The organism is Actinoplanes sp. CA-252034 (assembly GCF_050956125.1).
In the GTDB taxonomy this organism is placed as follows: Bacteria; Actinomycetota; Actinomycetes; order Mycobacteriales; family Micromonosporaceae; genus Actinoplanes.
Window position 1 is genome coordinate 9279881 of the sequence record NZ_CP191846.1, and the last position, 15841, is coordinate 9295721.

Here is a 15841-nt window from a genome sequence, read left to right on the forward strand (position 1 = left end):
ATCCCCGGCTGGTTCGCACCAGCCGGGGATCCGGGGTCAGCGGGTGAGCCGGATCGCGCTCCAGGAGACCCGCGGCAGCGTGATCAGGGCGGCACCACCGTCGAGGGTGATCGCGCCACCGGTCTCGGCGATCGGGCGCAGGGTGACCCGCTCCGGGGCGTCCCTGGTGTTGTAGGCGTAGACGTCGTCGTCGGTCAGGGTCCACGTCTCGGCGACCGTCAGGTCCGCGCCGAAGGCGGACAGGTCGACGGCGAGCTCGACCGGGTTCGCCACGTCGCGGTTGACGGCGAACAGGGTCACGTCGCCGGTGGCCGGGTCGTGGGTGGCGACCGCGTCGACCAGCGGGGCCACACCGTACTTGGCCGTCTCGTAGGACGGGGCTTCGATGTGCAGGCGCAGCACGTCACCCTTGGCCAGGGCGGCGGTCTTGGCGAACGGGTGGAAGACGGTCTGCTTCCAGGCCGGTCCGCCGGGCTCGGTCATGATCGGGGCGATCACGTTGACCAGCTGCGCCTGACAGGCCGCGGTGACCCGGTCGCTGTGCCGCAGCAGGGAGATCAGCAGGTTGCCGACCACCACCGCGTCGGCCACGTTGTAGCGGTCCTCGATGACCGGCGGGGCGACCTTCCACTCCTCGGGCAGCGGGGCGTTCTGAAAACGGGACAGGTACCAGACGTTCCACTCGTCGAACGACAGGTTGATCTTCTTGGTGCTCTTGAGCCGGGCACCGACCGCGTCCGCCGTGGCCACGATGCTGTTGACGAAGAAGTCCATGTCGACCGCGGACGCCAGGAACGAGCCCAGGTCGCCGTCGTGCTCCTCGTAGTAGGCGTGGCAGGACACGTAGTCGACCACGTCGTACGCGTGCTCCAGCACCGTGGACTCCCAGGTGCCGAAGGTGGGCATCGAGGAGGACGAGCTGCCGCAGGCGACCAGTTCGAGATCGGGTTCGGCCGAGCGCAGCGCCCGCGCCGTGCCGGCCGCGAGTAGCCCGTACTCCTCGGGGGTCTTGTGCCCGGTCTGCCAGGGACCGTCCAACTCGTTGCCCAGGCACCAGAGTTTGATGCCGTAGGGCTTCTCCGCGCCGTTGGCGCGCCGCTGCTCGGAGAGCGCGGTCCCGTCCGGGTGGTTGACGTATTCGTGGACGTCGAGCGCCTCCTGCACACCGCGGGTGCCGAGGTTGACCGCGTACATGATCTCGACGTCGGCCTTCTCCGCCCACTTGGCGAACTCGTCGATGCCCACCTCGTTCGTCTCGATGCTGCGCCACGCCAGGTCACGACGGCGGGGGCGCTGCTCGCGCGGGCCGACGCCGTCCTCCCAGCGGTAGCCGGAGACGAAGTTGCCGCCCGGGTAGCGGACCATGGTGACGCCCAGCTCACGGGTGAGCGCCAGCACGTCGGTACGGAAGCCGTCCTCATCCGCGAGGGGGTGGCCCGGCTCGTAGATGCCGGTGTAGACGCAGCGGCCCATGTGCTCGACGAACGAGCCGAAGGTGCGACGGCTGACGGGCGCCACGACGGCAGCCGGATTCAATGCGACACGCGCACGGAGCATGGTTGTTCCCTTTGTAGAAAAGAAGAGGAGATGCGCGCTACTTCACGGAGCCGAGAGTCAGGCCGCCGCGCCAGTACCGCTGCAACATCAGGAAGGCCACGATCAGGGGGACGATCGCGATCAGGGCGCCGGTCACGATCACGTTGAACGTGGCGCCTCCGCTGTTGCCCATGATCGCGGACATGTACCAGGCCCGCAGTCCGACCGTGAGCGGGTAGAGCTGATCGTCGCTGAGCATCACCAGGGGCAGGAAGAAGTTGTTCCAGGACGCGACCATGCTGAACAGCAGGACGGTGACCAGGGCCGGCTTCATGGCCGGCAGCGCCACGCTGGTGAACACCCGCACCTCGCCCGCGCCGTCGATCCGGGCCGCCTCGAGCATCTCCTCCGGGACCGAGTCGGCCACGTAGACCCGCAGCAGGTAGACGCCGAACGGGTTGAGCAGGGACGGCAGGATCACCGCCCAGATCGTGTCGACCAGGTTCGCCTGCGACATCAGCAGGTAGGTCGGCAGCACCAGCGCGGTCGCCGGCACCATGATCAGCCCGAGGAGCAGCGCGAACAGGGCGTTGCGGCCCGGGAAGCGCAGCTTCGCGAAGGCGTAGCCGGCCAGCGCCGAGATGACCGTCGATCCGACGCCACTGACGACCGCGTAGAACGCCGAGTTGCGCAGCCAGGTGACGTAGACCCCGTTGTCCTGCTCGAACAGCACCTTCAGGTTGTCGATCAGGTGGAAGTCGGAGAACCAGAGCGAGGCCGACTGGAAGAGCCCCTCGTTGTTCTTGGTCGCCGCCACCAGCAGCCACCAGAACGGCAATAGGAAGTAGATCGCCATCAGGCCCATGACGACGTGCGCGGCGACGCTGCCTTTCTTGAGGTTCATTGCAGCGCGCTCCGTTTCCGGGTGGCGAAGAGGAAGATGTACGACCCGACGAAGACCACCGCGCCGAGCAGGAACGAGATCGCCGCCGAGTAGTTGTACTGCTGGAACGAGAACGCCTGCTGGTACGCGTAGATGTTGGGCGTGTAGTGCGTGGTGATCGCGCCCGGGTTGAGGGGCTGCAGGATCAGCGGTTCGGTGAAGAACTGCAGCGTGCCCATGATGGTGAAGAGGGTCGCCAGGACCAGCGCGGAACTGATCATCGGGGTCTTGATCCGCAGGGCGATCTGCACCTCGCTCGCGCCGTCGATGCGCGCCGACTCGTAGGTCTCCCGGGGCAGGCCCTGCAGCGCCGCGTACAGGACGATCATGTTGTAGCCGGCCCACTGCCAGGTGACGATGTTGCCCAGCGACGCCAGCACCGTGCCGGTGGAGGTGAAGTCGATGCCGGTCCAGGCGAAGGGGCCGACGCTGTCGCTGTACAGGAAGCCCCACATCAGCGTGCCGATGACCACCGGCACGGCGTAGGGCACGAACGCCGCCAGCCGGAAGAACCGGGAGAACCGGGAGGTCGCGGCGTCGATCAGCAGGGCCGCGACCAGCGCCAGAACGATCATCACCGGGGTCTGGACCAGACCGAAGACCAGGACCCGGACCACGCCCTCGCGCACCAGGGGTCCTCGATCGCCTGCTTGTAGTTGTCGAACCAGGCGAAGACCTCCCCCTCGATGAGGGTGGAGCGGTACAGGCTGATCTTGAAGGCGTACGCCATCGGGAGCAGCAGGAAGGCGATCAGAAGGACCGCGAACGGGAGGACGAAGAGCCAGCCGGTGGCCGCCTCCTTCACCCGCGCCGCCCGTCGGGTGCCGGTTCCGGCCGAGGGGCCCGCGGCCGCCGGAGCGGCCGCGGGGGAAGCTTTTACCTCGGTCATTACTGAACCTTGAAGCCCTGCTGGGTGGCGTAGGTCTTGATGTTCTCCTGCGCGGTGTCGAGCGCCGCCGCCCAGGAGGTCTTCTTCTCGATCGCCTGGCCCAGGTTGGTGGTCAGCTGGTTGAAGTTGTAGCTGTTGAACGGGCTCCAGTCGAGCTCACCGATCGCGCTGTAGGCCGGCACGAAGACCTCGTTGACCTTCTGGCCACCGAAGAAGTCGTAGGTCTTGCCGGTGAAGGTGTCCGACTCCAGCACCGGGGTGACGGTCGGGAAGAGGAACGCCTTGTCGATGCCGATCTTCCAGGCCTCGGTGTTCTTGGCGCCGAAGATCTCGATGGCGACCTTGGCCGCGATGTCCGGGTACTTGGCCTGGTCGGTCACCGCGAACGAGGAGCCACCCCAGTCGCCCTGGGCGTTGGCGCCGGCGGTCCACTGCGGCAGCGGGGCGACCTTCCACTTGCCGGCCGCTCCGCCGGCGTTGGCCTGGATGTAACCGGGGCCCCAGCCGGCCGCGAGGTAGGTGGCGTACTTCTCCGAGCCGAGGCCGTTGTAGAAGTCGGTGGTGTGGAAGGCGGTGGTGTCTGCGAGGCCGTTGCCGACCATGCCCTCCCAGTACTCGAAGACCTTCTTGGCCTCGGCGCTGTTGACGTTCACGCCGATGCTGCTCGGGTTCGCGATGTCATAGGCGTACGGCTTGGCGCCGGCCTGCCAGAACAGACCGGTCATGAAACCGCCGTCGTTGGCGCCGAAGTCGGTCATGAAGCTCTTGCCGCCGGAGGCGGTCTTCAACTTCTCGGCCTGCGCCTTGTACTCGTCCCAGGTGGTCGGGACGGTCAGGTTGTACTTCTTGAAGATGTCGTCGCGGTACATCATCGCCATCGGGCCGGCGTCGACCGGGATCGCGTAGACCTGGTCACCGGAGCTGACCTGGCTCCAGGCCCAGCCGGCGTAGTCGCCCTTGACGGCGTTCGCGCCGTACTTGCCCAGGTCGACCAGGTGCTTGGTGAGCGCGAAGGTGGGGATCTCCTGCAGCTCCAGCATCACCACGTCGGGTGCGCCCTTGCCGGCCTTCAGCGCGGTCTGCAGCTTGGTGTACTGGTCCTGGCCGGTGCCCGCGTTCGTCCACTCGATCTTCACGTCGGTGTGGGTCGCGTTGTACTGGTCGACGACGGCCTTGAACTCGGGGTACCACGCCCACACCTTGATGGTGACCGGGCCGGTGGGCTTCTCGGCCGGCTTGTCGTCTCCGCCGCTGCTGCAACCGGTCAGCGCGAGAGCCGTGGCCGCGACCGCCGCCACAACTGATCGCCGACTGACTCTCCGTGCACTAAAGTTGCCGATGTTCACTGGGTCCTCACAGACGAGTAGATGCGTATCCAGTTGATCAGTTCTGAGACCCGTGAGGGCTCAGAGAGCCGACCTCCGGTGCTGGCACACCGGGGGTCGGCCGTTAGGCCGGGCCTCGCACCGCCGAACAGTCTGCACTGCTGGTCGGGCGATGTTGCTACGCTTTTGCAGCGCTGCAAAGCAAAGCATGCACGGCACCCCGAACGACGGCAAGGGGTAACCTGCCGGAAACTTGGGGCGGTCAGAGGGGGCAAGAATGCGTCGAGAAGTCACTCTGCGTGACGTCGCGGAGTTGGCCGGCGTCTCCAGCCGAACCGTCTCCAACGTGGTGAACGGCTACGCCAACGTCACGGAGCACACGAGAGAGCGCGTTCAGCGCGCGGTGGAACAACTCGGGTACCGCCCGAACGTCCTCGCGCGCAACCTCGCGCAGGGCCGGTCGGGGCAGATCGCGCTCGTGGTGCCGTATCTGGACACCCCGTACTTCTCCGAGTTGTTGCAGAGCGTGATTCGTGCGGCGCGTGTCCGCGGCTATAACGTTTTGATCGACCAGACCGACGGCGATCCCGAGCACGAGCGCGCCTTCATCGCCCACGGGTCGCGCCGGCTGCTCTTCGACGGGGTCATCTTCAGCCCGCTCGGCCTCGACCAGCAGGCCCTCACCGACCGCGACCCGAACCTGCCACTGGTGATCCTCGGCGAGCGGTCCAGCGACGGCAGCTTCGACCACATCGGGATAGACGACGTGGCCGCCTCCCGCCAGGCCACCGAGCACCTGCTCGACCTGGGGCGGCAGCGGATCGCGGCGATCGGCGACCAGCCCTACGCCACCGGTGAGGCGGCGCAACGGCGTACCCGGGGCTTCCGCGAGGCGCACGCCGCCCGCGGGCTCACCCCGCGCGAGGACCTGATCATCAGCACGCCCCGGTTCAACCGGCCGGACGGCGCGCACGCCATGGCCCACCTGCTCGACCTGCCGGAGCCGCCGGACGCCGTCTTCTGCTACTCCGACCTGGTCGCGCTCGGCGCGATCCGGACCATCGTCTCGCGCGGGCTGCGGGTCCCCGAGGACGTCGCGGTGATCGGCTACGACGACATCGAGGACGGCCGGTTCTCCAACCCGACGGTCACCACCATCTCGCCCGACAAGGAGATGATCGCGACCACCGCGGTGGAGAGGTTGCTGCTGCGCATCGGCAGCGCGACCCCTCCGGACGGCCTGGAGGTACGCGCTCCGCACCGCCTGATCATCCGGGAGAGCACTACTGGAAGAGTTTCGCCGCGGTGATCAGGGTCTGGATGACTCCATAACCCAGGAGTACGACCACCAGCCCCCAGGAGACAGCCAGTCTCACGCTGTGTTTCCTCTCATCGCCGGGAAGAGCGCGATCGTGACGCTCACTTCGCTCGGTCACGCCGCCACCTCCTTGTCCTTCTCCTCGGCCGACTCGTGCAGGCGCTCCGGCACCGGGCGGATCAGCAGGTTCGCGACGAAACCGACGGCCAGCACGCCGACCATGGTGAACAGGGCCGGCCGGTAGGCGTCCGCCGTGAGCGTGCCCGGCTTGCCCTGCGCGTCCAGGAACCCGTTGATGATCAGGGGACCGGCCACCCCGGCCGCCGACCACGCGGTCAGCAGCCGCCCGTGGATCGCACCCACCTGGTACGTCCCGAACAGATCACGCAGGTAGGCCGGCACGGTCGCGAACCCGCCGCCGTAGAACGACAGGATCACCCCGGCCAGCAGCACGAACAGCGCGGTCGCGAGGTGACCGGCGATGGCCAGCGCCGCGTAGAGCACCATGCCGACGCCCAGGTAGACCATGTAGATCGGTTTGCGGCCGATCACGTCGGAGGTCGACGACCAGGCGAACCGGCCCGCCATGTTGAACAGCGACAGCAGGCCGACGAACCCGGCCGCCGCCGACACCGCCACCGTCGAGACGCCGCCGGGCTCCCGGAAGAAGTCCTGGATCATCGGGCTGGCCTGCTCCAGGATGCCGATGCCGGCCGTCACGTTGCAGAACAGCACGACCCAGAGCAGCCAGAACGCGCGGGTCCGGATGGCGTTGGCGGCGGAGACGTCGGCGGTGGTGACGAGCGGCTTCTCACGGACGGTCGCCGGGTCCCACCCGTCCGGCCGCCAGCCCTCCCGCGGCACCCGGATGTTGAACACCCCGAACATCATGATCACGAAGTACGCGATGCCCAGGGTGAGGAAGAGGGCGGTCAGCGCGTCCCCGTCGGCGACCGAGGTGGCCACCGCCGGGTCGTAGCCGGAGTCGTAGAGCGACAGCAACTGGCGGGAGGCGGGACCGGCGATCATCGCGCCGCCGCCGAAGCCCATGATCGCCAGCCCGGTGGCCAGGCCCGGCCGGTCCGGGAACCACTTGATCAGCGTGGACACCGGCGAGATGTAGCCGATGCCCAGACCGATCCCGCCGAGCACCCCGTAGCCCAGGTAGAGCAGCCAGAGCTGGGAGGTCGCGATGCCGAGCGCGCCGACCAGGAAACCGGCGGCCCAGAACGAGGCGGACACGAACATCGCCTTGCGCGGGCCGCTGCGCTCCACCCAGGTGCCGCCGACCGCGGCCGACAGGCCGAGCATGACGATCGCGATGCTGAACACGACCCCGATCGCCGTCTGGCTGGCGCCGAAGTGCTGGACCAGCGAGTTCTTGTAGACGCTGGTGGCGTAGGCCTGACCGATGCACAGGTGCACGGCCAATGCCGCGGGCGGGATGAGCCAGCGGCTGTACCCCTCAGGGGCGATGGTGTGTTCGCGGTCGAACACGGACAAGAGGGCCATCGCCGCACGATACCCATCGAGCTGACTGAATTGAAAGGGTTACTTCGGGTTCACAGTGAAACCATTCACTTCGCCGACACCGTCCGGAGCGACCGGGTACCAGGCGCCCCGCAGCGTGCGCTCGTCCTGCCAGGCGATCGAGATCCCCGGGGACGACTTCGTCGCGGCCTGCTCCACCTCGTACTCGGCGATCCGGCGGCCGGTGAGCACCTCGATCAGGGCGACCCGGCTCTCCAGCAGGTGATCGGCGCCCTCGCGGTCGTAGGCGACGGCCAGCACCGCCTTCTCCGGCGTGCTGCTCGGGGAGAGCCGCAGGTCGGACACGGCGATGCAGCGTGTTCCGGCCAGCGAGAGCTTCGCGATCGGCCGGCCGGAGGGGACGTCGTAGACGAGCGGCGTGCACTCCCCCTTCAGCGTGGCCACCGCCAGCAAGGGGCCCCGCATGTCGGCGAGCCGGAGGTCGCCGAACACCTGACCGAGGCCCAGGCGGTTCCCGCTGACGACGATCTGCTCCTCACCGGTGGCGAGATCGTGCCGGACCAGGCCGGCCGCCCGCCACAGGTACGCCGTGGTGTCGTCGGCGGTCACCAGCGTCACCGGCTCGCCCGGCCGGCGCAGGTCGCGCTGGACCCGGATCGCGCCGTCCGGACCGGTCACCACCAGGCGGTACTCCAGCCCGGTCACGTCCGGGCCGTCGGGCCGCTTCTCCCCCGGCCTGAGGTCGTGCGCGCCGAAGGCGACCTGCGAGCCGTCCGGCAGGACCACCAGGCGCTCCCAGTGACGGGAGCCCACGACCGTGTGCCCGGCCAGCCGGCCGTCCGGGAGCAGCTCACCGATCCGCTTGTCGCCGCCGAGCTCGACGGTCCCGCCGCCGGGCAGCCGGTAGGTGCCGACCGCGTCGTCCAGGATCAGCGGCTGGGCCGGCCGCACGAGGGCCGGTGTCGTGGTCGGCGACACCCCGGTCGACGGGGCACCGGTCGCCGCGGCGGGCAGCGGCGGCGGGGGCTGCCGCCACTGCCCGGCACCCACGACGGCACCGGCGGCCACCGCCACCACGGCCGCGGCGGAGAGGACCACCTGGCGGTTGCGGCGGCGCCGGGCCCGGCGGTGCACATCGGCGAGGTCACCCGGATATCCCCGTGCGGCACCCGCCACCGCCCGGACCGCCTCGCTCACATCCTGCGGAATCGTGGTCATGGGTCAGTCCTCGCTGTTCAACTCGCGCCGGAGGACGGTCAGCCCACGGGCGAGACGGCTCTTCACGGTGCCCTCGCTGATCCGCAGGGCGGCGGCGGTGTCGGCGGTGGAGAGGTCGAGCAGCACCCGGCAGGTGATCACGGCGCGCTGCGCTGCGGGCAGTTTGGCCAGGGCCTCCCGGGCGACCGTGACCTCCGGCGGCCATAGGTGCGGATGCGCCGAGTCGTCGGCCGGCGGACGCTCCCGGCGGACCTTGCGCCACCACGAGGTGGCCCAGTTCAGTGCGACCCGGAAGACCCAGCCCGCCGGATTGTCCAGGCGGCTGACCGTGGACCAGCGCGCGTAGGCCCGGGCCATCGCCTCGGCGACGGCATCGGCGGCCAGATCGTCACGGCGCAGGGTGACCGCGAGCGCGCGGTGGAGCCGATCCGCGTTCGCCCGGTAGAAGGCCTCGAAGCCGTCCTGCTCCGAAGCCACCGGGTCCGCGCCGATCATCACTGTCGAGGACACCATGACCGATACACGCCGGTGAACGCCGATCGGTTCCCGGCTACTCGGGGGATTTCTCGTCGGGCGTCTCCAGGCCCGCCTTCTCGTCACGGTCGGCCCACTCCAGCAGGGTCTGGAGGGAGTACGCCTCGTCGTCGATGGCGGCGTGCAGGTCACCCAGCCGGGCGAAGCGCTCGGGAACCGTACGGATGGTGAAGTCCCGGGGGTCGAGGTCCTGGATCTCCTCCCAGGTGACGGGGGTGGAGACGGTCGCCTCGGGGACGCCGCGCACCGAGTAGGCGCTGGCGATCGTGTGGTCGCGGGCGTTCTGGTTGTAGTCGATGAACAGCGCGCGCGGGTCGCGCTCGCGGCGCCACCAGGTCGTCGTCACGTCGTCGGGCGCGCGCCGCTCCACCTCGCGGGCGAACGCGAGCGCGGCCCGGCGCACCTCGGAGAAGCCCCACTCGGGCCGGATGCGCACGTAGACGTGCAGGCCCCTACCCCCGGAGGTCTTCGGATGACCGGTGACGCCCAGCTCGTCGAGGACCTCCCGGACGACCGGGACGATCCGCTGGACAGTGGCGAACGGGCAGTCCGGCATCGGGTCCAGGTCGATACGCCACTCGTCGGGGCGCTCGGTGTCGGCCCGCCGCGAGTTCCACGGGTGGAACTCCACCGTGGACATCTGGACGGCCCAGATCACGTCGGCCGGTTTGGTCACGCAGAGCTCGTCGGCGTGCCGGTTGTAGCGCGGGAACTTCACCCGGACCGTCTCCAGCCAGGGCGGAGCGCCGTTGGGCACCCGCTTCTGGTGCACCTTCTCCCCGGCGAGGCCCTCCGGGAAGCGGTGCAGCATGCAGGGTCGCTCGCGCAGCGCGCGGACGATCCCGTCGCTCACCGCCAGGTAGTACTCGACCAGGTCGAGCTTCGTGGCGCCGAGCTGCGGGAAGTAGACGCGGTCCGGGTTGGAGACCCGGACCTCGTAATCGCCGACTTCGATGATCGTGGCTTTACCTGCCATGCCCTGAAACTAGCCCAACCAGGCGTCGTCCATGTCCCGAAGCAGGGTGTCGCCCGAGTCGAGCAGGTCCAGCATCGGCCCGATCCGGGGCAGCTCGTGGGTGACGAAATACCGTGCGGCCAGGCGTTTGCCCTCGTAGAAGTCGCCCTCCCCGCCCTCGGCGGCCCGGTATTGCTCCAGCCACATCCAGGCGATCACCAGGTGGCCGGCGGCGTCCAGATAGGCGGTGGCGTTGACCAGCGCCTTCTCCGCGTCACCCGCGGCCCAGAGGTTGGCTGTCGTCGCGGCGAGCCGATCACACGCGGACAGCACCGGAGCCCCGAGGTCACTCTTGAGAGCGGCGGCCCGGATCCTCTCCAGGAGCAGGGCCAGGCCGGCGCCGCCCTTCATGGTGACCTTGCGGCCGAGCAGGTCGAGGGCCTGGATGCCGTCGGTGCCCTCGTGGATCGAGTTGAGGCGGTTGTCCCGGTAGAACTGCTCGACCGGGTACTCGCGGGTGTAGCCGTAACCGCCGTGGACCTGGATGGCGTGGTCGTCGGCGAGGCGGCACCACTGTGACGGCCAGGCCTTCACGATCGGAGTCAGCACGTCGAGGAGCAGGTCGTTCTCCGGCGACGGCTCGTCCAGCAGCTTCGCCGCATAGAGGATCAGAGCGAGACCCCCCTCGACGTACGACTTGGAGGCGAGCAGCATCCGGCGGACGTCGGGGTGCGTCACGATCGGGACCGGAGGAGCTGCGGGGTCCTTGTCGGCGATCGGCCGGCCCTGCTGGCGCTCGCGGGCGTAGGCCAGGGCGTGCAGGTAGCCGGTGTAGCCGAGAGCGACCGCGCCGGAGCCGACGCCGATCCGCGCCTCGTTCATCATGTGGAACATGTACTGGAGGCCGCGGCCCTCCTCGCCGACCAGCTCACCGGCCGCGTCGTCGAAGGCGAGCACCGTGTTGGTGGTGCCGCGGTAGCCCATCTTGTGGTTGAGCCCGGCCAGCACGACGCCGTTGCGCTCGCCGGTGTCCAGGCTCTTCTTCGGCACGATGAACAGCGACAGGCCCTTGACCCCGGCCGGCGCTCCGGCCACCCGGGCCAGCACCAGGTGGATGATGTTCTCGCTCAGCTCGTGGTCGCCACCGGAGATCCACATCTTGCCGCCGTTGATCCGGTACGTCCCGTCGTCCTGCCGGACCGCCCTCGTGGCCACGTCACTCAGCGACGACCCGGCCTGCGGCTCGGAGAGGCACATGGTGCCGGTGAACCGGCCCTCCAGCATCGGGTGGACGTAACGCCGGATCTGCTCCTCGGTGCCATGCGTCACGAGCAGGTGCGCGTTGCCGGAGGTGAGCATCGCGTACGCGGAGGTGCCGGTGTTGGCGGCCTGGAACCAGAGGAAGCAGGCCCGCTGCACCACGTGCGGCAACTGCAGGCCGCCGTGCTCGGCCGGGAAGCCCGCGGCGATCAGGCCGGACTCGGCGAAGACCTGCAGCGCCCGGCTGACCTCGGGAATGATCGTGACCTTCTCGCCGTCGAAGGTCGGCTCGTTCAGGTCGCCGGTGCGGTTGTGCGGCGCGAAGTCGCGCTCGGCGATCTGCTGGGAGACGTCGAGGAACGCGTCGAACGTCTCCCGGGAGTGCTCGGCGAACCGCTCCCGGGAGGTCAGGGCCTCGGCGTCGAGCCATTCGTAGAGCAGGAAGTCGAGATCCCGCCGGGAGAACACCTTGGACACCGCGGTCACCACCGTTTCGGTCGGAACTTAATGCACCCAGTGTGCATCAAGTTTAGTCCACCGCACGGTGCCGGCCCACCCTGATCACGACCCCGGCCGGAAGCCGGCTGGAGTGCTTGATCTCGTACATGGCGTGGTCGGCGGCGCGTAGGGCCTCGTCCGGGTCGGTCGCGGCCGGGGCCAGGTGCACCCCGACACTCGCGCCGATGCCGATCTCGTGCCCGTCGATCCGGAACGGCAGCTCCAGGACGTACCGTACGCGGCCCGCCATCGCCATCGCATCGTCGGGCGTGAACACACCGGGCATCAGGATGACGAACTCGTCGCCACCGACCCGGGACAGCACGTCCTCGGCGCGTACGCACGCGCTCAGCCGGTCGGCCACCTGGCGCAGCAGCTCGTCGCCGACCTCGTGCCCGTGCCGGTCGTTGACCGGCTTGAAGCCGTTCAGATCGACGAAGAGCACCGCCACCGCGTCGGCCGACAGCGTCGAGTTGAGCTTGTCCTGCATCCGGCGCCGGTTGGGCAGGCCGGTCAGCGGGTCGTGCTGCGCCTCGTGCTCCAGCCGCTCCTGGAACGCCCGGTTCTCCGAGATGTCCCGGGCGTTGATCACCACGCCGTTCAGCGCCGGGTTGGCCATCTGGTTGGAGGCGGTGAAGTCGAACCAGCGCAACTGGCCGTCGGCGGTCCGCACCCGGCACTGCAGGCGCATCACCCCGGCCGAGTCGGCGAGCAGCGCGTCCAGCTTCTCCCGCATCTGCGGCTGGTCGTCGTGGTAGACCACGTCGAAGACGCTGTGCCCGGCCAGCGAGCCGGCCTTGAAGCCGAGCACCGAGGTGGTGCTCGGGCTGCTGAAGATGATCCGGCCGTTGACGTCGAGCACCGAGACCAGGTCGGGGGCGTGCTGGAACAGGGCCTGGAAGCGCTCGTCGGCGCGACGGCGGGTGATCTGGGTCCGGTAACCGAGCAGGGTGATGCCGACCACACCGATCACGAGCATCGCCAGCAGCGTGAGGTTGAGGGTTTGGCTGCGGTTGTAGATGACACCGTCGAAGGACGCCTTGGTCTGGGTCCGGACGTAGTACCAGCCACTGTGATCGATGTCGATCACCACGGCGATCATCTTCTCCTCGCCCTCGAGGAACTCGACGAACGCGGAGGAGCCGGACCGGCTGCGGAGGATCTCGGGATTGACCGTGGTGCCGACCACCTCGTCCAGGCTGGCCGCACCGACCCGCCCGGCGGCGTCGATGATCGTCGTCCGGTGGTAGTCGCTCTTCAGCTCCCGCATGTAGCCCTGCAGGGAGGTGGACGCGATGTGGTTCAGCCCGACCAGGTATCCGGCCGCGACGCCGTTGCGCTTGAACGGCACGGCCACCGCCGCCACATAGGACCGGGGATCGGCGGGGTCACCCCGGCCACCTGCATGACGCTGGAGAAGCCGTAGTCGTCGGTGTCGACAGCGGTCTCGGCGGCGGCGTCGAGCTGCGCCCACATCCGCTGCCATCCGGCGTCGTCGGTCGCCGGGAGAGCAGCCTCGCCGCTCACCAGCAGGACGTTGTGGCTCGGGTCGGTCATCATCAACCCGTACTGGAAGGTGTTCGTCTTCTTGGCCGCGGCGGCCAGCGCCGCCTTCGCCTGGTCGACCGTCGCGGCGGCGCCGGCCGCGAGCAGGGCGCCGATCTTGCCCAGCTCGACCGTGGAGTAGTACTGGAGCTGGCCGGTCAGCTCGGCGTTGTTGTCGCCGAGCGCCGTGGTGTCGGTCCGGTGCACCTTCTCGACCGCCTGGACGGTCGAACGGTTCACCAGAATCCCGGCGACCCCGGCCCCGGCCAGCAACAGAACGCTGACCAGCACCGCAATCCAGTTACGCAACCGCATCGGTTCCTCCTCACCGCATGTCATCGGCAGGAGGGACCGGAAGTGAATGAACCCGCAGAAGAAACCAGGGAATACCCCGAGGGAAATGAGGCGGCGCTCGGCGGGATCGACCACGATGATGGAGAGGCAACCCATCGGGTCGAGGTCGTCACACCCGGTGTGGGACCCGGCCCGACGAAACGGAGCACCGGATGCTCAGACAGGTGGTTGCGTCCCCGCCCGGGTGGCAGAGGACGCTGCTCTCCCGGATCCCCTCCCCCGCCGATCGATCGAGGACACCCCGCTCGCCACGGTCCCGTCGCCGGTCCGGCGCCGCATCCTCCGCTCCCACCTCAGCGTCACCGGCACCGGTCTGGCCGCCGTCTTCTACTGTCTCTCCTTCACCCCGTCGCTGCTGCCGCGCGCCTGGTTCCTGCAGGGTGTGGTCGCCGGGATCACCGCCGCCATGGGATATGCGCTCGGCGCCGCCGCCGGAGCGCTGGGCCGCCGACTGCACGGCCCGTTCCGCGCCCGCACCACGCTGATCGCCTGGGCGGTGCTCGCCGCGGTGGTGCCGGCGCTGGTGGGGATCTTCCTCTGGCTCGGCACCCGCTGGCAGCGTGACCTGCGGGTCCGGCTCGGCATGGCCCCCGTCCCGGAGTACGACATCGCCCGTACCGTCGGGGCCAGCCTGCTCACCTTCGGCCTGCTGCTGCTGATCGCCAGGCTGCTACGCCTGGCGACGTACGGTTGCGCGCTGCTGTTCCGGCGCGTCGTCCCGCAGCGGGCCGCCTACTGTGCGGGCACCCTGGTGGTGGCCGTCCTGGCGTATTCGGCCTTCGACGGCCTGCTGGTCGCCAACCTGTTCAGCACCGTCGACCGGCTGGCCGCCGTGGAGAACAACGGGACCGGCAACGGCGTCACCGTTCCGGCGTCCACGCTGCGCTCGGGCGGGCCGCAGTCCCTCGTCCGGTGGGACTCGCTGGGCCGTCAGGGCCGCACGTTCGTGGCCGGGACGCCCACCGTCGAGGAGCTCACCGGGTTCGCCGGGCGGCCGGCGATCGAGCCGATCCGGGTCTACGCCGGACTCGCCTCGGCCGACACGCTGGCGCAGCGGGCCGAGCTGGTGGTCCGGGAGATGGACCGGACCGGCGCGTTCGACCGGGCGGTGATCGCCGTCATCACCCCGACCGGCACCGGCTGGGTGGACAACAAGGTCCCCCGTTCCCTGGAGTTCATGAATGCCGGGGACACCGCGGTGGTGTCCATGCAGTACTCCTACCTGCCCAGCTTCTTCGCCTTCATGGGGGACCGCTCCGGGGTGGCCGACGCGGCCGACGCGCTGATCGGCGCGGTGCGCGCGAGGTGGGCGGCGCTCCCGGCGGCCACGCGGCCGCGGTTGCTGCTGTTCGGCGAGAGCCTCGGGACGTACGGGATGGAGATGACCTTCGGCACGCCGGAGCGCCTGGTCGACGGGGCGGACGGGGCGCTGCTGCTGGGACCGACCTTCGCCAACCCGTCGCACCGCGTGCTCACCGAGGGCCGGGCCGCGGGCAGCCCGATCTGGGACCCGTCCTACCCGGGGCTGCCGGTGGAGTTCGCCGACGACGCGGCCGAGTTGCGTGACCTGTCCGGCCCCCCACCGAAAGTGGTCTATCTGCAGAACGCGACGGACCCGGTGGTGTGGTGGAGCTGGGACCTGCTGTGGAAGAAGCCACAGTGGCTCGTCGGGCAGCGGGCACCGGACGTCACCCCGGACATGCACTGGTACCCCGGCATCACGTTCTGGCAGATCACCTGTGACCTGGTCTTCTCCAACAAGGTGCCGACCGGGCACGGGCACTCGTACCGGTCGGAGACGGTCGACGGATGGGCCGCCCTCGCGGCGCCACCCGGCTGGACCACGGCGGACAGCATTCGGCTGCGAGCCCTGCTGGACGGATGAGGCCACCCTGGTTGTTCGGCCGAACCGCATCGAGTGATCGCCGTCGAAGCCCCCCGCGCGTTGAGAATCGAAGGTGGGGAGTGCGAGAGG

General features: G+C 69.3%; 15 protein-coding genes. 2 read left to right on the forward strand and 13 right to left on the reverse strand.

All coding sequences use genetic code 11. The features are described 5' to 3' along the window. Positions 1-36: 36 nt before the first annotated feature. The 5 genes from ACQPZW_RS41820 to ACQPZW_RS41840 are packed head-to-tail and all read right to left on the reverse strand — an operon-like array spanning position 37 to position 4666. Positions 37-1557 carry an alpha-N-arabinofuranosidase gene (locus tag ACQPZW_RS41820; RefSeq protein WP_433791569.1) on the reverse strand — a complete coding sequence of 507 codons (1521 nt, stop codon included), beginning with the start codon at positions 1555-1557 and terminating at the stop codon, positions 37-39. Positions 1558-1594: 37 nt separating this feature from the next. After that, a complete protein-coding gene (locus ACQPZW_RS41825; RefSeq protein ID WP_433791570.1) occupies positions 1595-2440 on the reverse strand; it encodes a carbohydrate ABC transporter permease in 846 nt (281 codons plus the stop codon). Then, positions 2437-3108, reverse strand: coding sequence for a carbohydrate ABC transporter permease (locus ACQPZW_RS41830; RefSeq protein ID WP_433791571.1), 672 nt, complete (start codon positions 3106-3108; stop codon positions 2437-2439). The genes ACQPZW_RS41825 and ACQPZW_RS41830 overlap by 4 nt, the downstream gene beginning before the upstream one ends. After that, positions 3054-3368, reverse strand: coding sequence for a hypothetical protein (locus tag ACQPZW_RS41835; protein WP_433791572.1), 315 nt, complete (start codon positions 3366-3368; stop codon positions 3054-3056). Before ACQPZW_RS41835 ends, ACQPZW_RS41830 begins: the two co-directional genes overlap by 55 nt. After that, entirely contained in the window at positions 3368-4666 is a 1299-nt protein-coding gene (locus ACQPZW_RS41840; RefSeq protein ID WP_433791573.1) for an ABC transporter substrate-binding protein, read from the reverse strand. The genes ACQPZW_RS41835 and ACQPZW_RS41840 overlap by 1 nt, the downstream gene beginning before the upstream one ends. A gap of 304 nt (positions 4667-4970) precedes the next feature. On the opposite strand from ACQPZW_RS41840, the gene ACQPZW_RS41845 reads away from it, so the two are divergent. Continuing rightward, positions 4971-6002 carry a LacI family DNA-binding transcriptional regulator gene (locus ACQPZW_RS41845; protein ID WP_433791574.1) on the forward strand — a complete coding sequence of 344 codons (1032 nt, stop codon included), beginning with the start codon at positions 4971-4973 and terminating at the stop codon, positions 6000-6002. On the opposite strand, the gene ACQPZW_RS41850 is transcribed toward ACQPZW_RS41845, so the two are convergent. From ACQPZW_RS41850 to ACQPZW_RS41885, 8 genes are read right to left on the reverse strand one after another with little or no spacing between them, the layout of a single operon-like run. Continuing rightward, a complete protein-coding gene (locus tag ACQPZW_RS41850; protein ID WP_433791575.1) occupies positions 5977-6069 on the reverse strand; it encodes an MFS transporter small subunit in 93 nt (30 codons plus the stop codon). The genes ACQPZW_RS41845 and ACQPZW_RS41850 overlap by 26 nt on opposite strands. A gap of 56 nt (positions 6070-6125) precedes the next feature. Then, positions 6126-7523, reverse strand: a complete 1398-nt coding sequence (locus tag ACQPZW_RS41855) for an OFA family MFS transporter (protein WP_433791576.1) — start codon at positions 7521-7523, stop codon at positions 6126-6128. Between the two features lie 39 nt (positions 7524-7562). Continuing rightward, on the reverse strand, positions 7563-8720 hold the full coding sequence (locus tag ACQPZW_RS41860; protein ID WP_433791577.1) for a hypothetical protein: 1158 nt from the start codon (positions 8718-8720) through the stop codon (positions 7563-7565). A 3-nt stretch (positions 8721-8723) separates the two neighbouring features. Continuing rightward, entirely contained in the window at positions 8724-9233 is a 510-nt protein-coding gene (locus ACQPZW_RS41865; RefSeq protein ID WP_433791578.1) for a sigma factor-like helix-turn-helix DNA-binding protein, read from the reverse strand. Between the two features lie 37 nt (positions 9234-9270). Then, a complete protein-coding gene (gene ligD / locus ACQPZW_RS41870; RefSeq protein WP_433791579.1) occupies positions 9271-10230 on the reverse strand; it encodes a non-homologous end-joining DNA ligase in 960 nt (319 codons plus the stop codon). A 9-nt stretch (positions 10231-10239) separates the two neighbouring features. Further along, positions 10240-11955 carry an acyl-CoA dehydrogenase gene (locus ACQPZW_RS41875; protein WP_433791580.1) on the reverse strand — a complete coding sequence of 572 codons (1716 nt, stop codon included), beginning with the start codon at positions 11953-11955 and terminating at the stop codon, positions 10240-10242. A gap of 43 nt (positions 11956-11998) precedes the next feature. Then, positions 11999-13324, reverse strand: a complete 1326-nt coding sequence (locus tag ACQPZW_RS41880; RefSeq protein ID WP_433791581.1) for a diguanylate cyclase domain-containing protein — start codon at positions 13322-13324, stop codon at positions 11999-12001. After that, positions 13270-13827 (reverse strand): hypothetical protein, encoded by a 558-nt coding sequence (locus ACQPZW_RS41885; RefSeq protein ID WP_433791582.1) that lies wholly within the window; start codon positions 13825-13827, stop codon positions 13270-13272. Before ACQPZW_RS41885 ends, ACQPZW_RS41880 begins: the two co-directional genes overlap by 55 nt. Positions 13828-14050: 223 nt before the next feature. Here ACQPZW_RS41885 and ACQPZW_RS41890 point away from each other — a divergent pair, with 223 nt between their 5' ends. Next, complete coding sequence (locus ACQPZW_RS41890) at positions 14051-15751, forward strand: alpha/beta hydrolase (RefSeq protein WP_433791583.1); 1701 nt, start codon at positions 14051-14053, stop codon at positions 15749-15751. Positions 15752-15841: the final 90 nt, after the last annotated feature.